This is a genomic window from Selenomonas sputigena (genome assembly GCF_026015965.1).
Lineage (GTDB): Bacteria > Bacillota > Negativicutes > Selenomonadales > Selenomonadaceae > Selenomonas.
In genome coordinates this window covers 1-17,845 of record NZ_CP110383.1, presented here as the reverse complement: position 1 = coordinate 17,845, position 17,845 = coordinate 1, and the positions used below count along the sequence as shown (strand labels likewise).

Here is a 17,845-nt window from a genome sequence, read left to right as displayed (position 1 = left end):
ATCAATCCCTCCGATTCTCGTATCGCGGGAAAAGCGCTCCTTCCAACCGTTTCTCGATCTCCTCCTGCGCGAGCATGTCGACGAGCGTCAGCGAGGAAATCTCGTTGAGGCGGCCGAGGAGCGCCTGCAGATGCTCGCGCTTGACCTTCCTCCCACCGCGCTCGAAGCGCTCCAAGAGCGCGAGCACGGCGAAGCGCGTCTCCCTGCGGCTCATGAGGCTGCTTGAGGCGAGGAGCACGAGCTGCGAGGCGAACGCTTCTTGCGCGAGCACGGGCAGAAGCTCGAACGGATCGCGGCGGCGCTCATCGAAGACCACGTGCCCCGCCCACCACAGGCGGGCGATCGGATTCACGAAGAGCGAGCGGCGCCGCCCCTGCGCGAAGAAGAAATCGCTCCGAAGCGCGGCGGCCTTTCCCTCACCGAAATCCTTTTCCTTGCGGTAATGGATATAGCGCCAGAAGAGCGTGTGCGAAAGCCCCGCCCAGAAGCGCTCATCCGCCGCCGTATAGGGCGCGAGCGTGCGCCATGCGCCGTAAATGCGCCGCACGTTCTCCACGTCCGTCGAGGCAAAGTCGCCCTCTGTCAGAAGCTCGATGGGCGAAAGTGCGGCAAACTCCGTCTTTTCGAGATAGCCGCGCGCCGAAAGATGCGCGAGCATCGCCGCATTGTCCGCGCTCTGATACATCGCGGCATATTCTTCGACATGCGTCTTCATATCGTCGATGCCCGCCTGCGTCATGAAGCTCAGTTCCATGCGCCCACCTCCTCGCGCTGCGCCAGATCCTCCAACTCCTGCACGGCGCGGTTCAGCGGATCGCGCAGGAGGCGCTGGGCGACGGCGAGAGGCTCTGCGTCCTTCGCCGCGACATCGATCTTCTCTTCTTCCAAGAGATGCACGAGCACCCTCTGCCAGCGCGTCCTCGGCTCTTCCCCCGCACGCAGGCCGCTCTGCAGCTTTTCGAGCGCCGCAGTGAGAGCCGGCTGGACGACGCACGAGAGGAACGTCGCGCTGTAGACGCCCTTCGCGTAGCGGCGATAAGCGTCGTACATGCCTTGCGGCAGACGAGCGACGATGTAGTCCGAGCCGCAGTCGACGCGAAGCGCCGCCTCGCCCGCCTCGCGTCCCAAAGGCTCGACGCGCACGATGGAAGGAAGCGTCTCGCGTTCGTCATGCGCCTGCAGCAGGAATTCCGTCGTCTGATCGACGGCGAGGATATGTCCGCGTGCGAAGGAAAAGACCTGCCCTTCGTAGGCTTCATGAAAATCATCGCTCGCGTATCCCTCGATCGCCGCCTTCGCGACGACGAACGGCGTGACCTGCAGAGAGACGCGCACCTCGTCCGCCGCCAGCGTCAAATGAAACGGCGCATCGTTGAACTCGAAGAGGCGGCGATACGACGTGACGGGCGACTCGACGTGCAGCGCATAGCCAGCAAGCCCCGCACGCACGAGGTTCCTGAGCGAAGTACAGCGAAGCACGGCGCGAAACTCAAGGCGCAGTTCTCCTCCCGACGCCTTCAGCTCGGCGATACCGTCGAACGACGACTTGCGGTAGCTGTCATTCGTCTTCGCCAGCAGCGGATACGGCGCCAGATGCCCCCGGATCTTCAACGTACTTCACCTCCATCAGGCAGTAGTCACGATAATCCATCGTATAGTCGACAAAGAGTTTCGCGCCCTTCGCGACACTCTGCAGCTCGATGACGTTCTTCTCGAACTTCACCAATTTCGCCCTGGCTCTGCCCGAAAGCGAGGCCGCAAGCAGCTTGACGGGAACATCCGTCTGCTCGCCTGCGAGAAAAAGCTCCAGGCGCACGCGCTCGACCTTTCGCGGCGCGATGAGGCTCAGGCGATAGCGTCCCTTCTCGCGCTCGACGCAAAAAGAGCGCATGTGAAGCGGCGAGAGGCGCGATGCCGCCGCCTTCTTCTTGCGGATCTTCTCGACACCGCTTTGAAGCTCCTCTTTGCGCCCGCCCTTTCGTGCAGCAAGGGCGCGGCGCACGGCTGCGTCTTCCAAGTCGGGCAGGAAATCGCCCGCGCCGAAGGCGTCGACGCCGCGCTCCTCCTCCGCCATCAGCCGCTCGCGCACCTTTTCCTTCAGGTAACGCTTGAGCCCCAGGTACATCTCCTTCGCCTGCTTCTCCTCTGCCGCGTCCTGCAGGACACCCGGCTCCCACGCGTCGTGCGACGGCACCTCGATGCGGCGAAACGCCTGCCCCATCGCGTTCTCCTTGATGAGGAAGATCCCCGTGAAGTCGATGCCGCTCGGAAACCCCTTCTGCTCGAAGAGCTTCATGCCGATGTGGCGCGACATGAGGATGCGGCGGTTCAGCCCCTCGCCGCGCGTCAAAAAGAGCGTTGCCGCGCCGTCGGGAAAGCCATACTTCGCACCGTATTCTGCGGCACGAAGCTCGATCCTCTGCGTCGCCTCATCCTCGCCTAGAAGCATGCGCGCGTAGCGCTGGATCATGCGGTTCTCCTCATAGTATTCCTTGTGATGCGGACTGCCAGCCGTCTTTTCAACGGGAAGTGAATCCGCGTAAAGGCCGAGGCTCGTCTTCGTGATGCGGTGATCGCCGATCTCCACCTCCAGGTTGCCCAGCCATATCGCGAGAAGGAAATTGTCGAGAACGGCGCGGATCATCTCCTGCTCCAAGCCCTCGATGGGCACGAGTCCCATGATGAAGATGTCCGTGCCGCTCGTGCGCCGCCGAAAAGCGGGATCGAGCGTGAAGATGTCCAAGAGCGCCTTCTTGTTCTCGTCGCTGTAATAGACCGTGCCCGTCGTCCATCGATCCTTCTCGTCCCTGTAGGAGACGAGCTTCGCGACGCCCGTATACGATTCCACGCCGTCTTTGTCCAACGAGGCGAAGAACGCCGTGCGAAGCTCCGAGCAGCTATAGACGACCGCCTTGCCGATGCCGAAGCTGCCGCCCGCGTTCTCCTCCTTCTGCACGGAAAAACCCTGCTCCTTGACGAGTCCGCTCCAAAGCGAACCCTTCTCGCCCGCGAGCGCCCCCTCAAGCCCGCGCGTGCGAAAATCGCTGATGCGAAGGACAGCGATGCGCTCCGCCTTGAGGACATCCGCCGCACGCTCGAACGCCTCGCGGCACTTCTTGTCGTCCCGATTGCTGAGGAAGCAGCGCTCCAGGATATTCTGAAAATCCTCGCGCCCCGGAAACTTCTCGCGCGGGATGTCAAACGATTGAAAGGAAACGAGGACGGCGCCCTCAGCGTCATCTCTTCGCGCGTCGAGCGAGTTCTGGATCGTCTCGCGCACGAGGTAGTGCACCGTGCGTATGCCGAAGGAAACGCGTGCGAGGTCGTTGTAGCCGACAAGCTCGCCGCTGTCGTTTGCCGGCGCACGCCAGCCGCCCTTCTTCCTGTCCATGAAAGGAAACAATTTTTCCACCTCATTCCTATACGTTTCCTAGTATAGCAAAGAGACCGCCCAGTGACAATGCGTGAGGTGCGGCCAAAAATTAACAAAAGCTAAATATTGCAAAAATTTACCTGCGCCCTCTTGCATATACGAGCCAATATGCTATAATAAAGGTGCGGCAGGTGGACTAAGCGTCATCCCGCCTTTAGTGCCGTACCTTACTAACCACCAGAAGGAATCATCGCGTATGGTTCCTCCTGGTGGCAATATAATCGAATCCCGCCAGGGGTTCAGGCTGCAAGGCCAACAAGAAAAGAACAGGCAGCGAGCCTAGGCTCGCTGCCTGTTTTCTTTCGCTTTCTTTCCTTTTCCAGTATTCTCAATTTCTGGTATTTTCCCGCAACTTTTTTGCACCTGTGCGGGAATTGTGCTATAATTAGGCTCGTGCGGCAGACCGCACGGCTTCATACATTTCATCATTTCTCAGATGCGGCATATCTTCTCACAACGTGCCGCACAAAACGAAAGGAGTCTTTTCCATGCCAACAGCAGCAAAATCGAGCGGCGCAAGAAAGACCGCCGTCCCAAAGAAAAGCAGTACCCCCTCGCGCACGCGCAGGGCTTCGAACGTCGCCTACATCTTCTTCAACTGCGACGCCGAAAAATCCCACGACTCGATGAATATCTTCTACAACCACGAGATCTACCGCGACACACAGGCCTCGCGCAAGGCTCTTTGGCAGAAGGTCAAGGAGGAGCAGGATGCCTCGCGCATCGAAATCGCCGAAGACGATCTGACGAGCGTGCGCACGGCAATTCTTGAGAACGACCCCGCCGAAGCGAGCCGCTACATCCGCTTCGGCGCGATCGAGACCTTCGTCTGCCACTGATTCGTCCGCGATTCCCATACGGCCAAACGAGAAAAGCCCAAGAGCCGTCCCTAACGGTCATCCTTGGGCTTTTCTTTTTCAGGGATATCAAGCTCCTCGGCTTTCGTCTGCGTCGTCGGCACGCCCTCGGGCGTGAGGCTCGGCGCATAGCGCCAGCTCTCCTTGATCCTCTTGTCCAGACGCTCTTCGAGAAGTCGGCGCTCCCTCTCGTCGGTGATTTCCGGCTCGAACTGCCACGCTTGGACGCCCGTCACGCGGCCTTCCGGCGAGATGTCCGCAAAGAACTGCACATGCCCTCGGTACGCAGTCTCCTTCTCGGTCAGGCCGCGCTTCGTCTCCTCACGCAGCACGGCGGGCTTGTTCGGCTTACGCATCGCAGGATAGTCGCGCTTCTTCGGCGGCTTCGCTTTTTGACCCTCGACTGGTCTTTTCTTTGCCTCACTCGGCGACTTCAGCGCTTCTTGTGAAGGCGGCTTCCAAGACTCGGGAACGCTCTCCTCTTCCGTCGCCAACGTCTCATTCTCCACCCGCGGCTTCTCCTCCGCCAGTAGCTTCTCCTCCGCAGAAGGCGAAACTTTCGCGGCAGCCTCATCCGAGTCCGGCACATCGAGCCAGGTGATTTCCTGCGCCGTGTCCCAAAACGACTCCTCATGCGGCAAAAGAAGCCCCGCGATGCCAAACGCGAACATATGCAGAAGAACGGCAAGAAGCACGACAGTCCCCCAGCGTTGGCGTACGATCACAATCATCCCTCCCCACACGTTTCGTCCTTTCATTATAGCACACGAACACCAATCACACGGCAAAAACTATTGCACTTTATTCAGTATTCGCGGACGAGATTCTTCCCTTTTGGAGCAAAATATAGTATCATGAAGATGAGTAGATATTTCTCCTTTATATTTTAGGATAAAAAACTCAAAATTATTCGTCGAATATAAAACGATGCTCGAAACACTGCATCAAGTAAGATGATAGGCGGGTAAAATGATTCATATACCTATAAAAAAACTAAAAAACGGCATGATCACGGCGCAGAGCATATACAATCCGCTCGGCGCCAGCTACCTGACGAAGGGCATGGAACTCAGTCCGACATACATCGAGCGTCTGGAGAAAGCGGGATTTGACGGCGTGACCGTCACCTCCCTGGATCCCAAGCTCAAGCTCGCGCCGCCCGATGATATCGTGCAGGAAAAAACGCGCATCTCCGCCATACAAAACGTGGCGACGGCTTTCCATAGCGTCGAGGAGAACGGCACCTTCGACCCGGCGCCGCTGCAGGGCATTTCGGAGAACATCCTGCAGGACATCATCGCACAGCAGAAGAACCTCGTGCAGCTCACGGACATCCGCCTGCACGACACTTATACCTTCGCCCATTCGGTCAACGTGGCCATCCTCTCGTCTCTCCTCGGCGTGCTTCTGAAGCTTTCCAGGGAGGAGCAGCTAAAGCTCACGCTCGGCGGTCTCCTGCATGACATCGGCAAGATCACCGTACCCTATGAGATTCTCACGAAGGCCGGCCATCTCACAGACGACGAGTGGAGCGTGATGCAGGGACATCCGGAAGCCGGCAGGCAGCGTCTGAAGAAGATGTTTCCCAACGACACGCTGCTCTCCACCATCGCCCTGCAGCACCACGAGCACATCGACGGCTCGGGCTATCCCAACCATCTGAAAGGCGAGCAGATCCACCGCTACGGACGCATCGTCGCCATCGCTGACGTCTACGACGCCCTGACGAGCGTGCGCCCGTACAAGAGAGCCTATACGCCATCCGTCGCACATCGCCTCATGGCTACATGTTCGCCCGGGCATTTCGATCTCGATCTCTTGAAGCTTTTCTTCGACAACGTCGCGATTTACCCCGTCGGCACGATCCTCAAGACACAGGATGGCTACGCCATCGTGAAGAAGGTCGAATTCGGCTATACGCTGACGCCCGTCGTCTGCGTCTTTGCCAACCGTGAGGGCAAACTTCTCAATGCCCCCAGCGACCTCGATCTGAAAGAAGCGCCAAAAGGGATGCTTGATGGTGTGATTTCCGACAGCGAGCTGTACCATTTCATCCACAACATCAACGTCGATCCGGCCATCTTCCTCCAAGAAAACACAGAGAAAGAAGACGCGTCACAAGAAAATACTGAATGAACTACGGCGCATTTCAAGGTGTTCCGCCACTGAAACCGGGGTGTTTTCTCCATGATACGCTTGAAATCGAATCAGCTCAAAACCGGCATGGTGACGGCGCAAAGCATCTTCAATGAGAAGGGTGCCGCCTTTCTCGTACGTGGCACGCCGCTGACTGATCGCTACATCTATCGGCTTCGTCAGCTCAGCGTGCCCGAACTTCACGTCACATCGCTTTCTTCTAATTTTCAGCTGCAACCGCCCCCTGACATCATCAAGGAGCACACGCGCGTGCAGGCCGTCGAAAACGTCGCGGAGACCTTCCGCCAGGCGGAAAAGTATGGCCAGTTCAACATGAGCCTCATGGAGCGATGTGCCGATCTCCTCGTATGCGACATCATGTCGAAAAAGAAGAATCTCGTGCAAATCACAGACATTCGTCTGCACGACTCCTACACATTTTCCCATTCAGTCAACGTCGCCGTCCTCGCGACGATGCTCGGCAATCTCTGCGGCTACTCCAAGAGCAAGCTGCAGGTCATCACGCTCGGAGGACTCCTACACGACATCGGCAAGCTCGCCGTGCCCACATCCATCCTCAACAAGTCTGGCGCCCTGACGGCGGACGAATTCAAGATCATCCGCCGGCATCCAAGTGAAGGGCGCAGACTCCTCAAGGAATTGAAGTCGCCGCTCGCCTCGATCCTCGCCATCATTGCAGTCCAGCACCACGAGCACCTTGACGGCTCAGGCTATCCCTACCATGTGCGCGGCAAGTCCATCCATCCGTACAGCCGCATCACCGCCATCGCCGACGTCTACGACGCGCTGACGAGCGTGCGTCCTTACAAGAGGGCATACAAGCCGAACGTCGTCTATCAGATGATGATGAAGAACTCCCCCGGTCACTTTGACATGGATCGCCTGCGCCTCTTCTTCGACAATGTCGCCATTTACCCCGTTGGTACAGTCATGAAAACACAGCTCGGCTACGCCATCGTCAAGAAGGTCGTCTTCGGCCACACGCTCGCCCCCATCGTCATCGTCTTTGCAGACAAGAACGGTAAGCTTCTCCCAAAACCCTTCGGCGTAAACCTCGCCCACTGCCGCCGCGATGCCATACATTACGTCATGGACGACGTGGAACTCTTGAACTTCATCCGTCATACAGGCATCGACCCCGCCGTATTCCTTGACGACGATCTTCGCGCGATGAAGGACTATCCGCGCATGGGGAAGCATGAAATCTGAGTTGATAAAGGCATACAAAAAGACCCTGCCGCCCGGCAGGGTCTTTTTGTATGCTCTTATGCCTCGCGCAATTCTGCGCGGGCAAGCTTGTACTCCGTCTTGTCGAGAACTGCATGAAGCTCCTCGTCGGAGATCATGCGCTCCATCTTGAGGACAGCGATGTTCTTTCCGAGATCGACCTCGGCGGCCGCGCCGTCGATGCCGTTGAGCATACGCTCGACGGCGTTCTTGCAGTTGTCACAGTGCATGCCCTCGATATGCAGCACCTTCTCGCCGATGACGTCGTGATAGAGCTTCTTCTTCGGGCCGCCCTCGATGCTGCCGCCCCCGCCGCAGCACGCACCGCCGCCGCCGAAGTGGCGCACCATGCCGCGCACAGCGAAGAAAAGCGCCGCCAAGAGAACCGCTCCCAAAATATACGTTGCCATGATTTCTCCTTCTTTCCTTACCAAAGGGCATTGCCCTTATATACCATGCTATCGCTCTATTTTACCCGCGCTTTATCGACTTGTCAATAGTGATTCTTAGTGTTGGCAATATGCTTTGAGACGAAAACAGCCTCCCCGTCGGGGAGGCTGTAAATCTTGAGAATCACTGAAACTTTCCGTTCAAATTCACGGCAGAGGCACGTTGAAGGCATTCTTGCCCGCGAAGACGGCGTTCTTGCCCAGCTCTTCCTCGATGCGCAGAAGCTGGTTGTACTTCGCGACGCGCTCGCTGCGGTTCGGTGCGCCCGTCTTGATCTGCCCGGCGTTCAGCGCGACGACGAGGTCGGCGATCGTCGTATCTTCCGTCTCGCCCGAGCGATGCGATACGACGGCCTTGAAGCCCGCGTTGTGCGCCATGGCAACGGCGGCGAGCGTCTCGCTCAGCGTGCCGATCTGATTGACCTTGATGAGAATGGCGTTCGCGGCCTTCATGTCGATGCCCTTCTTGAGGCGTTTCGTATTCGTCACGAAGAGATCGTCGCCGACGATCTGCAGGCGGTCGCCAAGCTCCTTCGTGATGAGCTGCCAGCCCTCCCAATCCTCTTCATCAAGCGGATCCTCGAGAGAGATGATCGGATACTTATCGACGAGCTTCTTCCAATGCTCGACGAGCTCTGCCGTCGTGAAGACCTGACCGGACTTGGGCTGCTTGTACTCGCCCTTCTTCGATCCCTTCCATTCGCTGGCGGCCGCGTCCATCGCGAGCACGAAATCCTTGCCGGGCTTGTGGCCTGCCTTCTCAATGGCACGCATGATGTAGTCGATCGCCTCGTCGTCCGACTTGAGGTTCGGTGCGAAGCCGCCCTCGTCGCCGACGCCCGTCGCATGGCCGTCCGCCTTCAAGAGGCTCTGCAGTGCATGGAAGACTTCCGACGACCACTGGATGCACGTGCGGAAATCGGGAGCGCCGACCGGCATGATCATGAACTCCTGCACGTCGATGCTGTTCGCCGCATGGGCGCCGCCGTTCAGGATGTTCATCATCGGCACGGGCAAAAGGCCGCCCTGGCTGCCGCCCAAGAAGCGATAGAGCGGCGTTTCCTCGCTCGCAGCGGCCGCCTTCGCCGCCGCCATGGAAACGGCGAGGATGGCGTTCGCGCCGAGCTTCGACTTGTCTTCCGTGCCGTCCGCTTCGAGCATCGTGCGGTCGACGAGAGCCGTATCCGCAGCGTCGACGCCGACGACCGCCTTGGCGAGCGTCGTGTTGACGTTCTCGACCGCCTTCAGGACGCCCTTGCCGAGGTAGCGAGCCTTGTCACCGTCACGCAGTTCAAGCGCTTCAAACTGGCCCGTCGATGCGCCCGACGGCGACGCCGCACGGCCGAAGCTGCCGTCCTCCAGAACGACATCGACTTCCACCGTCGGATTGCTGCGCGAGTCAACGATTTCGCGTGCATGGATGCATTTGATCTTGCTGTTCCTCATCGTATCCACTCCTTGTAAATCTAATGAAACACTATACTCTTAGCTTATCACGAAAGCGGCGGATGTCAAGCCTTTTGCTGAAAGCAATTCGCATTTGTCGCCGCTTTCATAAAAAAAAGCGCACGGGCTTCGTCCTGCCCGCACGCTTTTTCCACTAGCCGAAGCCGTACAGGCACAAACATGCCTGTATTCGTATCGGTTTAAGCAAGCTCCAGCATCAGCGCCATCTTGAAATTCTTCACGGCACGCACATAATGTCTGCCGTTCTTCGCGAACTTGAAGTTCTCGCCCGCGTGAACCGTGTACTCCTTGCCCTCGTAGCCGATGACGGCCTCGCCTTCGAGCGCGAAGACGAGAGCCTCGCCCGGTGCCGCGTGCTCGTCGAGCCCCGTGCCCGCGCCGAAGCTCATGAGCACGAACTTGAGGTTCGGGCTCTGCACGAGATCCATGTTGACGATCTTGCCCTCCTGGCACGGCAGAAGCTCTGCCAGCTGAAATACCTTCTTGTCCTCGATTGCCTTGTTCATGGTCTTTCCCTCCTGCAAACTGATCTCAAGATATACGGCACCGCGCTCAGTCTTGACGCCCACGGGCGTACCGACGGGCACGACGAAGAAATCTCCTGCGGCGAGCGGCGTATTCCCGCTTTCCTCGACCGCTTCCATCGCGCCCGAAGCGACGTACCAGAGGCGGCGACGCTCGTAGCTCTCCGCGCTGATGTCCGTCGCCTCTGCGAGCGAGAACCAGACGACGTTGTTGCCGCCTGCCGCGCTGATAGCTTCCGACACCGTGCAGCCCGAGACGGGCGCCATTTCCTCGGCGGGGCGAAGCACCCTGCCTGCCTGACCTTTCATGGCTGTCATCTCCTCTCTTTTTTCCTAGTATAGCACAGGGAAATCTTCACAGCGGGAACATTTGTTACAGCTTTTGAGAAATTTTCTTATTTCTCAAAGGCAGCCGCCGCAAGATCTCTTGCGCGAGGAAACCCGTGGCAGATCCCGTGAAAACGGCCAGAACAAAGAGCATGGGCGCATAGTAAAAGACGTCGAGCGTGCCGAGCCAGAAAGCGGCGGCAAGAAGCTGACCCACATTGTGCGAGAGTGCGCCCGCGACGCCGAGCAGCGCGAGCGGCACGCGCGGGGTCGCACGCAGCAAGAGGACGCCGACCGAAAGCGCCAGAAGGCCGCCCGCAAGGCTGAACGACAGCGCGGGCAGGCTGCCCGCGAAGACCGATCCGAGCACGATGCGCAGGACAAGCAGCAAGAGCGCTTCCCTCGCGCGAAAGAGACGGAGCGCGGCGACGGTCACGATGTTCGCGAGACCGAGCTTGAAGCCCGGCACCGCTGCGACGAGCGGCAGGCGAAGCTCGACGAAGAAGAGCATCAACGAGAGTGCGAGGCAGATGGAAAGAAGCGTCAGCCGCGCCGCCCCCTGCTGCGCCAGACCCGCTTCCTGCGCTCCCTCTGCGCATATACGCGCCCGCGCCTCGGACGCACCCTGCCGAACGCCGCGCTCTCGCCGCGCGCCCCTCACCTCGCCACCGCGTCGGGCACATCGGCCTCGCCCGCTGCCTTGCCCGCGCTGCCCGATTTCGCCCAGCGAATCTCCAAGCGATGCGGCAGACAGATGATCGGTGCGCCGTCCCCCTTCAATTCGCCTGTATGCACGCAGATCTGATCGGGACAGTCAGCGCTCTCGATGCGGATCGTGCCGCCGCCCGTCGCGATGACGTTCTCGTGCTCGCCATAGGGCACGCGAATATGGCGCTCCTCCTGCAGTTCCTCCTGCGTGAAGCGATAGATCACCGCGCCGTCCTGCACGACCTCGACCGCGCCCGACTCCGATGCGTCTTCGCCGCGAGAAGCGGCTGCGAAGAGCCACGCGCCCGCCGCACCGAGCAGGAGCACGGCGAAAAGAGCGAAGAGCCGCGCCTTCTTTTCCCCGTTCATCGAATGACCTCCGCTTCTCCCGTCAGCCCCTCGCCCGCCGAGAAGCGGTCAAGAAGCCCCTCTGTAATCCACACATGACCATCCATGCCGACGAGCACCATCTCAAAATCCTGCCGCTCGCGCCAGAAAGCGGCGGCGCGTTCTGCGCCCATGACGAAGAGCGCCGTCGAAAGCGCGTCCGCCCTGCCGCCCGATTTCGCGATGACAGTGGCAGAAGCAAGGCCGCTCGCCGCAGGTGCGCCCGTAGCTGGATCAAGGATGTGCCAATAGCGGTTTCCTGCCTCATCCGTGAAGAAGCGCTGGTCGATCGCCGAGGTCACGACGGCGGCATCCGCGACCTCGACCGTGCCGAGAAGTGCTCCACCGAAAGGATTCCGAAGCCCCACGCGCCACGGTGTGCCGTCCTCGCGCATGCCGACCGCCTCGATGTTGCCGCCGAGATCGAGGAGCGCCAAGCGCACGCCGCGCGACTTGAGCTCCGCCGCGACAAGCTCGCCCGCATAGCCCTTCGCCACCGCGCCGAGTTCGACGCTGCTGCCCTTTTCGAGCCGCGCCGTACCCGCCGCCTCGTCGAGCTTGAGCTTTCCCGCTCCCGTCAAGGCACGCGCCGCCTCGATTTCCTCTGCCGTCGGCACGCGATGTGCGCCGCCCGAAAATCCCCAGAGCTTGAGGAGCGGCAGAAGCGTCACGTCGAGTGCGCCCTTCGTCTCCTCGCGCACCGCCTCGGAGAGGCGCAGAAGCCGCATCGTCTCAGGCGCGAGCGCGACGCTCTCACCCGCGCCGCTGTTCAAGCGCGCGACATCGCTACCCTCGCGCGTCGCGCTCCAAAGCGCGTCAAGCGCGAGAAGGCGCTCCTTCGCCTCCCGCGCCGCCTCGGGTGCACCTTCCCCGTAGACCTTGACCGTCATCTTCGTATCCATCGCGAAGAACTCCTCGCTCGCCTCCTCTGCAGCACGGGAAACGTCGCTGGAAGCCGCGCTCTTCGTCCGCTCGGGCAAGCATCCCGCCAGAAGAGAAGCGACAAGAAAAACGAGCAAAAGGCACAGGGCAAGATGCCCTGCGCCTTGAGTTTTCCGATTCCGCAAGAGAACCATGTCACTTCTTCGCTTCATCGAGCGCCTTCGTTGAAGCCTCGATAAACTGCTCGTAGGAGATCGTCGCACCCGAGATGGCATCGACCTTGCCCGGCTGCTGGCGCTCGACGAGCTGTGCGCCGTAGGCCGCATTCGCCTTGACGGCGTTCTGCGCCTTCTTGTAGTTCTGCGCGTCGCTAACCTGGCCGTTCTTCTTGCCGTAGTCCTCGCCCTTCAGCGTGCCGTCCTTGTCGATGCCGAAGTACGTCGCGCTCTCGATCTTGTGATCCTTGATCGTGATGGCAATCTTGCCGTGGCCGTACTCGGAATTCTCGCTGCTCTCGCCGTTGTACGTGCCGTCCTTCGCCTGTGAGAGGTCGATGTCGGCGATCTTCTTGACGGCGACGCCCTGCGCCCCGCTGTCTTTCGGCTCGTTCTTCGCCGCATCGTCGCCGCAGCCCGCGAAGAGCGCCGCCGCGAAGGTGACGCCCAAGACCAGCGTCAGAGACTTCCTGCTCAACTTCATTGTTTCGCCCCTTCCTTCAGCTTTGCCGCCGCCTGCTCCTCGGCGCTCTTTTCCACCATGCGCCCATGCTCGATGATGACGCAGCGCTCCGCTGCCGCGCCAACCTCGGCGGAGTGCGTGACCGTGAGGATCGTATGACCTTCCGCGTGCAGTTCGCGGAAGATCTTCATGACGAGATTCTGATTGACCTCGTCGAGGTTGCCCGTCGGCTCGTCCGCGAGGATGAGCACGGGATAGTTGATGAGAGCGCGCGCAATGCAGACGCGCTGCTGCTCGCCGCCCGAAAGCTGGCTCGGCAGATGGTCGGCGCGGTCAGCAAGCCCTACGCGGTCGAGCGCTTCGAGCGCTTCCTTCTTGTCGGGGATGCTGTGATAGTACTGCGCCGCCATGATGTTCTCGATCGCCGTCAAGTACGGGATCATGTGAAACTGCTGGAAGACGATGCCGATCTTGTCGCGGCGCAGAAGCGTCAGCTCGTGGTCGGAGACTTTCGTGATGTCGATGCCGTCCAGAAGCACCGTGCCGCTCGTCGCGTGATCCATGCAGCCGATGATATTCATGAGCGTCGTCTTGCCCGAGCCGGAAGGCCCCATGACGGCGAGCCAATCGCCCTTTTCCACCTTGAGGTTGACGTTGTCGAGCGCCTTGACCTTGCCGCCGTAGGCCATCGTCACGTCTTTCAATTCCAATAGACTCATAAAACCCTCCTACTCTCCCCGCAAGACGATGGCGGGGTCAACGCTCGTCGCGATGCGCACGGGAATGAGGCTCGCGACGCCCGTCACGATGACGGACAAGACGACGGCGAGCACGGCGATGCCCGGAGCAAAGGCGATGCCGCGCGAAAAGACGTTGATGCTGACGCTCTGCGCGAAGAGGTAGCCGAAGCCGCTGCCTAAAAGGCCGCCGACAAGGCCGAGCACGCAGCCTTCGCCGAGAAACTCCATGACGATGTTCACATTCGAAGCGCCGAGCGCCTTCTTCAGACCGATCTCGCGGCGGCGCTCCGTAACCACCGCCGTCATCGTCGTCGTCACGCAGATGAGCGTCAAAATGAGGACGATGATCGTCACGAGAAGTATCAGAACTTCGAGCTTCTTCAAGACGTTGAACTCCGAGTGCGCGATTTGCTGCACCTCCTGCGGCTCGATGCCGATATTCGCGGTGCGAATGGCGTCCTCGACGGACTTCAAGCTGTCGCCGTCGGCGACGACGCTGAGCTGTGCGAGTCCGACGGCGCCGGGCTTCTCGACGATCTTTTGCAGCTCGTCGAGATTCAGGAAAGCGAACTGCTCTTCCTTGCCGCCCGTCGAGACGATGCCCGAGACGGTGAAGGAGAGCATGGCCTTGCCCTCACCCGCGCTGACCGATACGGTCTGGCCGATGAGCTTGTCCGTATCGCGTGCGATCTTCGAGGCCATCTCTGCGCCCAGGAGGATCTCGCGCTCGCCCGCCTTCGGGTACTCGCCCTTGACCATCCAATAGGGGCTGACCTTCTTGATTTCCTCGAAGTCCGTGCCGCCCGTCAGGACAGGCTGCTTGTTGACCTCAAGGCGCTCGTAGAGAAATGGTGCGAGACCGACGACGTCGCGTCCCGCCAGCGCCTCACGCGCCTTCTGCAAGGCGGCGGAGTCGAAGGTCTTCGCCTCGCCCGCCGGCAAGAGCAGCACGTTCGCGCCGTAGGCGCGGAACTCGCGCCCGAGCTGCGCGGGCACTTCGCGGTAGACCGTGATCATGCCCGAGATGATCGCCGCGCCGACCGCGACCGCCAGGAGCGCGACGAACATGCGCGACTTCTGGCGGAAGAGCGCCCGCACGATCATGCGCAGAAACATTTCGAGTATCTTTATTCTTCCTGCCATATCAAATCACCTGCCATGAAGGACGCTTGCGGGCTGCAAGGAGAGAAGCATGCGGATGGCGGGCAGGCTGCCGATGAGGAGCATCAGAGCCATGAGTCCGCCCACGATGGGGATGACGACGAGATTGTTCGCAATGTTTGAGCCGAAGACCGTCTGCCCGATCGCCTGCGCGAGCGCCAGGCCGCCGAAGTAGCCGAAGAAGCCGCCCAAGGCGCCTGCGATGAAGATCTCGGCGAGCACCATGAGTACGACGGAGAGGTCGGTCGCGCCGAGCGCCTTCATGAGGCCAAACTCGCGGCTTCGCTCCATGATGTTCGCGCTGACGAGGTTCGACACGCCGAGCGCCGCCGACAGAAGCGAAAGCCCTGTGATGAGCAGCATGAGCATCTGCGTCTTTTCAAGAATCTTGCCCTCGGACTCGGCGATCTGCCGCACGGGCTGCGCCGAAGAGCCGGGAATCGCCTCCTCGATCTGGAAGGCGATGGAGCTGACGTAAGCCGTGCAGTACCAGATCTCGCGCTCCTTCTGCGAAAGGCGCTCGGGGTTCTCCGCCGCCTTTCGCGCAAGATCGTTTTCGGGCGTCGTGACGGCGGAGACTTCGATCTTGTCGATCTTTCCGGCAGCGCCCAGAAGCTCCTGCGCGAGCGCGAGGTTCACGGTCAGAGCGTCATCCTCTGCGCCGCCGCCCGTGACGATGCCCGTGATCTTCAGCGTCCTTTCCGCGCCGTCCTTCGTGCGATAGGAAACCGTATCGCCGGGCTTCAGCCCCAGAGCGTCCGCGAGCTTCACGCCCGCCAGCGCCTCGTCGGGGCTTTCCGTCGGCCACGCGCCGTCGATCTTCCACCACGACTTCATTTCCTTCTCGCCCGTCTGCATCTTCTCGCCTGTCGGCAGTTCAAGTTCGTGGTCGAACCACGTGCCCATGATCGGCACATTCTTGCCGTCCGCGAGAGCGACTTCGCCCGAAAGTTCGGGCGCGAAGGCGACGATGTTGTTCGTCCAGAAGATCGTCTTGATCTTCGCCGCATCCGCCTCGTTCAAGTATTCTTTGCGTCCGCCCTCAAGGCCGTAGACGTCCTGCAGCACGGAAGCCGTCTTCGGCGTGACCGTGATGTTTGCGCCGTAAGCCTTGAGTTCCTGATTGACCTTCTCGCCGATGTCGAACATGACGTTGAGCATGGCGGCGGCCAGCGATACGCCGAGAGCCGCCGTCAGCGCGATGAGGAAGAAGCGCTTCCTCTGGCGAATCAGCGCGCCCTTTACCATCTGCCAAAACATTGTATCCCTCCTTCACGCATCAGCGGAACACGTCGCGTGCCTTGTCCAAGGCGTCCTGCGGCACGCGCAGCTTGCCGTCCGCCACGCTGTATTCGAGCGGTATGGGGTTGCAGCCGCCCTTCGTGCCGATCGTCGCCTTGTTCATCATGACGTCGCACAGGCGGCAGATGACCTGCCCGTCTTTTTCGTAATAGCCCGTCGGACCGCAGATCTCGCAGGCGTCAAGCCCGACGCCGTAGGAATTGCCGCCCTTCAAAATCACGATGTAGCGCACCATCTGGCCGCTCGCCGTCTGATAGACGAAGCGGTGCAGATGTCCGTCGTTGACCACCGAGAGATCCACGTCGACGAAGCCGTCAACCGCCGTCACGGGGACAGCGGGCACGAGTTCTTCCTTGCGGTTCGCATAGCTCGCGCCGAAGCTCGACAAGAAGACCATGCCCGCGAGAAACAGCACCGTCGCCGTGCCCCAGCGCCTCTTGTGCATCGCCTGCATGATCATGCGGCGGTACTCGGCGGGATTCGTGCCGGCAGGACGCGCCGGCTTCTTCTGGGAGAAGAGCGTCAGCGGCACGAAGAGCAGCGCGAAGAAGATGATGAAGATGAGCCACGACGAGTGGTCGATGATCGGCGCCATGATGGAAAGCAGCGCCGCGCTGTCGAGGATGTGCCGCGCCATCAGCACCTGCACGAGGAAGATCCCCTGCTGGATGAACATGGCGCCCGCCTGAATGACGAAGACGAAAAAGAGCCGCCTCGGGTTGAGCGCCGCCGCCGCCTTGTAGGCGACGAAGGAGCTGACGACGCCGAAGAACAGCCCCGCGGCAAAGCCCGCGAGCTTCACGGCGACCGTCTGCGTCATGTAGTCGCCCGCCGCCGAGATGATCGTGCCGACGGGGATGAGCCAAAGCTCCATGCCGTGATAGAAGAAGAGCAAGACGCCGATGACGCAGGCGGAAACCTGCAGCGGGCGCGAAAGCTCCTCCTTCTGCCCCGCGCCGCGCGCGAGCATGGCGACGAGCACGACCTCGGCGATCATGGCGAAGGCAATCGCGCCGGCTTCAGCGACCTCGCGGCTCACGGCATTTCGCGTGCCGACGCGAGCTGCCACGATGGCGACGGAAAGCCAGAAGCCCCAATGAATCGCAGTGTTATAATTGCGGCGATACTTTTCGAGCGGCAGCCGCCGCAGGATGGCGAAAAGGATGCCGAGCGGCACAGCAAGCGTCAGCACCTGCTCCATCGCCGGCACAAACTGTTGCAGGAACATCTGCAGCATATTCTGCACCTCACTTTAGCTATAGGAATATGAAAGCAAAGCCCACCGCCACCCATTGGATGGTGGTGGGCTTATGCCCTTTAGGAGAGACTTGCTTCGTGGGCGGTCAACGTCTGCCAATCGCACTGCGCCTTCGGCTTGCGCTCTTGGGACGTTTTCGCATACGACCTGTTTCCCGTTCGCCTTCACCTCTTCGAGGTTCGTCTCACGGACAGGTCAGCAGCGGTCAACGTCTGCCGCTCATCTTCGCCCTTCAGGCTTGATTTGCGGGACGTTTTCGCATACGAGCCGTTGCCCAATCAGCTTCAC

General features: G+C 60.4%; 18 protein-coding genes. 3 read left to right on the top strand and 15 right to left on the bottom strand.

The features are described from left to right. Nucleotide 1: 1 nt before the first annotated feature. The 3 genes from OL236_RS00090 to OL236_RS00080 are packed head-to-tail and all read right to left on the bottom strand — an operon-like array spanning nt 2 to nt 3,391. Nucleotides 2-754, bottom strand: coding sequence for a DUF6339 family protein (locus tag OL236_RS00090; RefSeq protein WP_265070874.1), 753 nt, complete (start codon nt 752-754; stop codon nt 2-4). Beyond that, on the bottom strand, nt 745-1,611 hold the full coding sequence (locus OL236_RS00085; RefSeq protein ID WP_265070873.1) for a hypothetical protein: 867 nt from the start codon (nt 1,609-1,611) through the stop codon (nt 745-747). Before OL236_RS00085 ends, OL236_RS00090 begins: the two co-directional genes overlap by 10 nt. Continuing rightward, entirely contained in the window at nt 1,559-3,391 is a 1,833-nt protein-coding gene (locus tag OL236_RS00080; RefSeq protein WP_265070872.1) for a hypothetical protein, read from the bottom strand. Before OL236_RS00080 ends, OL236_RS00085 begins: the two co-directional genes overlap by 53 nt. A gap of 530 nt (nt 3,392-3,921) precedes the next feature. Here OL236_RS00080 and OL236_RS00075 point away from each other — a divergent pair. After that, nucleotides 3,922-4,272 (top strand): hypothetical protein, encoded by a 351-nt coding sequence (locus OL236_RS00075; protein WP_265070871.1) that lies wholly within the window; start codon nt 3,922-3,924, stop codon nt 4,270-4,272. A 50-nt stretch (nt 4,273-4,322) separates the two neighbouring features. Here the strand turns inward: OL236_RS00075 and OL236_RS00070 are convergent, their stop codons facing one another. Next, the gene (locus OL236_RS00070; protein ID WP_265070870.1) at nt 4,323-5,021 is read right to left on the bottom strand and encodes a hypothetical protein; all 699 of its coding nucleotides are present in this window, start codon (nt 5,019-5,021) and stop codon (nt 4,323-4,325) included. 238 nt (nt 5,022-5,259) lie between these two features. Here OL236_RS00070 and OL236_RS00065 point away from each other — a divergent pair, with 238 nt between their 5' ends. Together OL236_RS00065 and OL236_RS00060 are read left to right on the top strand one after the other, a co-directional pair. Then, entirely contained in the window at nt 5,260-6,426 is a 1,167-nt protein-coding gene (locus OL236_RS00065) for an HD-GYP domain-containing protein (RefSeq protein ID WP_265070869.1), read from the top strand. A 51-nt stretch (nt 6,427-6,477) separates the two neighbouring features. Continuing rightward, entirely contained in the window at nt 6,478-7,656 is a 1,179-nt protein-coding gene (locus OL236_RS00060) for an HD-GYP domain-containing protein (RefSeq protein WP_009646983.1), read from the top strand. A gap of 56 nt (nt 7,657-7,712) precedes the next feature. On the opposite strand, the gene OL236_RS00055 is transcribed toward OL236_RS00060, so the two are convergent. The 11 genes from OL236_RS00055 to OL236_RS00005 form a co-directional block, all read right to left on the bottom strand. Beyond that, complete coding sequence (locus tag OL236_RS00055) at nt 7,713-8,084, bottom strand: heavy-metal-associated domain-containing protein (protein ID WP_264917573.1); 372 nt, start codon at nt 8,082-8,084, stop codon at nt 7,713-7,715. A 186-nt stretch (nt 8,085-8,270) separates the two neighbouring features. After that, a complete protein-coding gene (gene eno, locus OL236_RS00050; RefSeq protein ID WP_009646950.1) occupies nt 8,271-9,569 on the bottom strand; it encodes a phosphopyruvate hydratase in 1,299 nt (432 codons plus the stop codon). 200 nt (nt 9,570-9,769) lie between these two features. Continuing rightward, complete coding sequence (locus OL236_RS00045) at nt 9,770-10,423, bottom strand: cupin domain-containing protein (protein WP_265070868.1); 654 nt, start codon at nt 10,421-10,423, stop codon at nt 9,770-9,772. Nucleotides 10,424-10,487: 64 nt separating this feature from the next. After that, a complete protein-coding gene (locus OL236_RS00040) occupies nt 10,488-11,102 on the bottom strand; it encodes a Gx transporter family protein (RefSeq protein ID WP_265070867.1) in 615 nt (204 codons plus the stop codon). Beyond that, nucleotides 11,099-11,518, bottom strand: a complete 420-nt coding sequence (locus OL236_RS00035; protein WP_265070866.1) for a NusG domain II-containing protein — start codon at nt 11,516-11,518, stop codon at nt 11,099-11,101. The genes OL236_RS00040 and OL236_RS00035 overlap by 4 nt, the downstream gene beginning before the upstream one ends. Beyond that, complete coding sequence (locus tag OL236_RS00030; protein ID WP_265070865.1) at nt 11,515-12,555, bottom strand: FAD:protein FMN transferase; 1,041 nt, start codon at nt 12,553-12,555, stop codon at nt 11,515-11,517. The genes OL236_RS00035 and OL236_RS00030 overlap by 4 nt, the downstream gene beginning before the upstream one ends. 58 nt (nt 12,556-12,613) lie before the next feature. After that, entirely contained in the window at nt 12,614-13,117 is a 504-nt protein-coding gene (locus OL236_RS00025; protein ID WP_265070864.1) for an FMN-binding protein, read from the bottom strand. After that, complete coding sequence (locus OL236_RS00020) at nt 13,114-13,815, bottom strand: ABC transporter ATP-binding protein (protein WP_006193832.1); 702 nt, start codon at nt 13,813-13,815, stop codon at nt 13,114-13,116. Before OL236_RS00020 ends, OL236_RS00025 begins: the two co-directional genes overlap by 4 nt. Before the next feature lie 9 nt (nt 13,816-13,824). Then, on the bottom strand, nt 13,825-14,979 hold the full coding sequence (locus tag OL236_RS00015) for an ABC transporter permease (RefSeq protein WP_265070863.1): 1,155 nt from the start codon (nt 14,977-14,979) through the stop codon (nt 13,825-13,827). Between the two features lie 6 nt (nt 14,980-14,985). After that, nucleotides 14,986-16,257 carry an ABC transporter permease gene (locus OL236_RS00010; protein WP_265070862.1) on the bottom strand — a complete coding sequence of 424 codons (1,272 nt, stop codon included), beginning with the start codon at nt 16,255-16,257 and terminating at the stop codon, nt 14,986-14,988. Between the two features lie 19 nt (nt 16,258-16,276). Continuing rightward, complete coding sequence (locus tag OL236_RS00005; protein ID WP_265070861.1) at nt 16,277-17,536, bottom strand: DUF2318 domain-containing protein; 1,260 nt, start codon at nt 17,534-17,536, stop codon at nt 16,277-16,279. Nucleotides 17,537-17,845 lie beyond the last annotated feature (309 nt).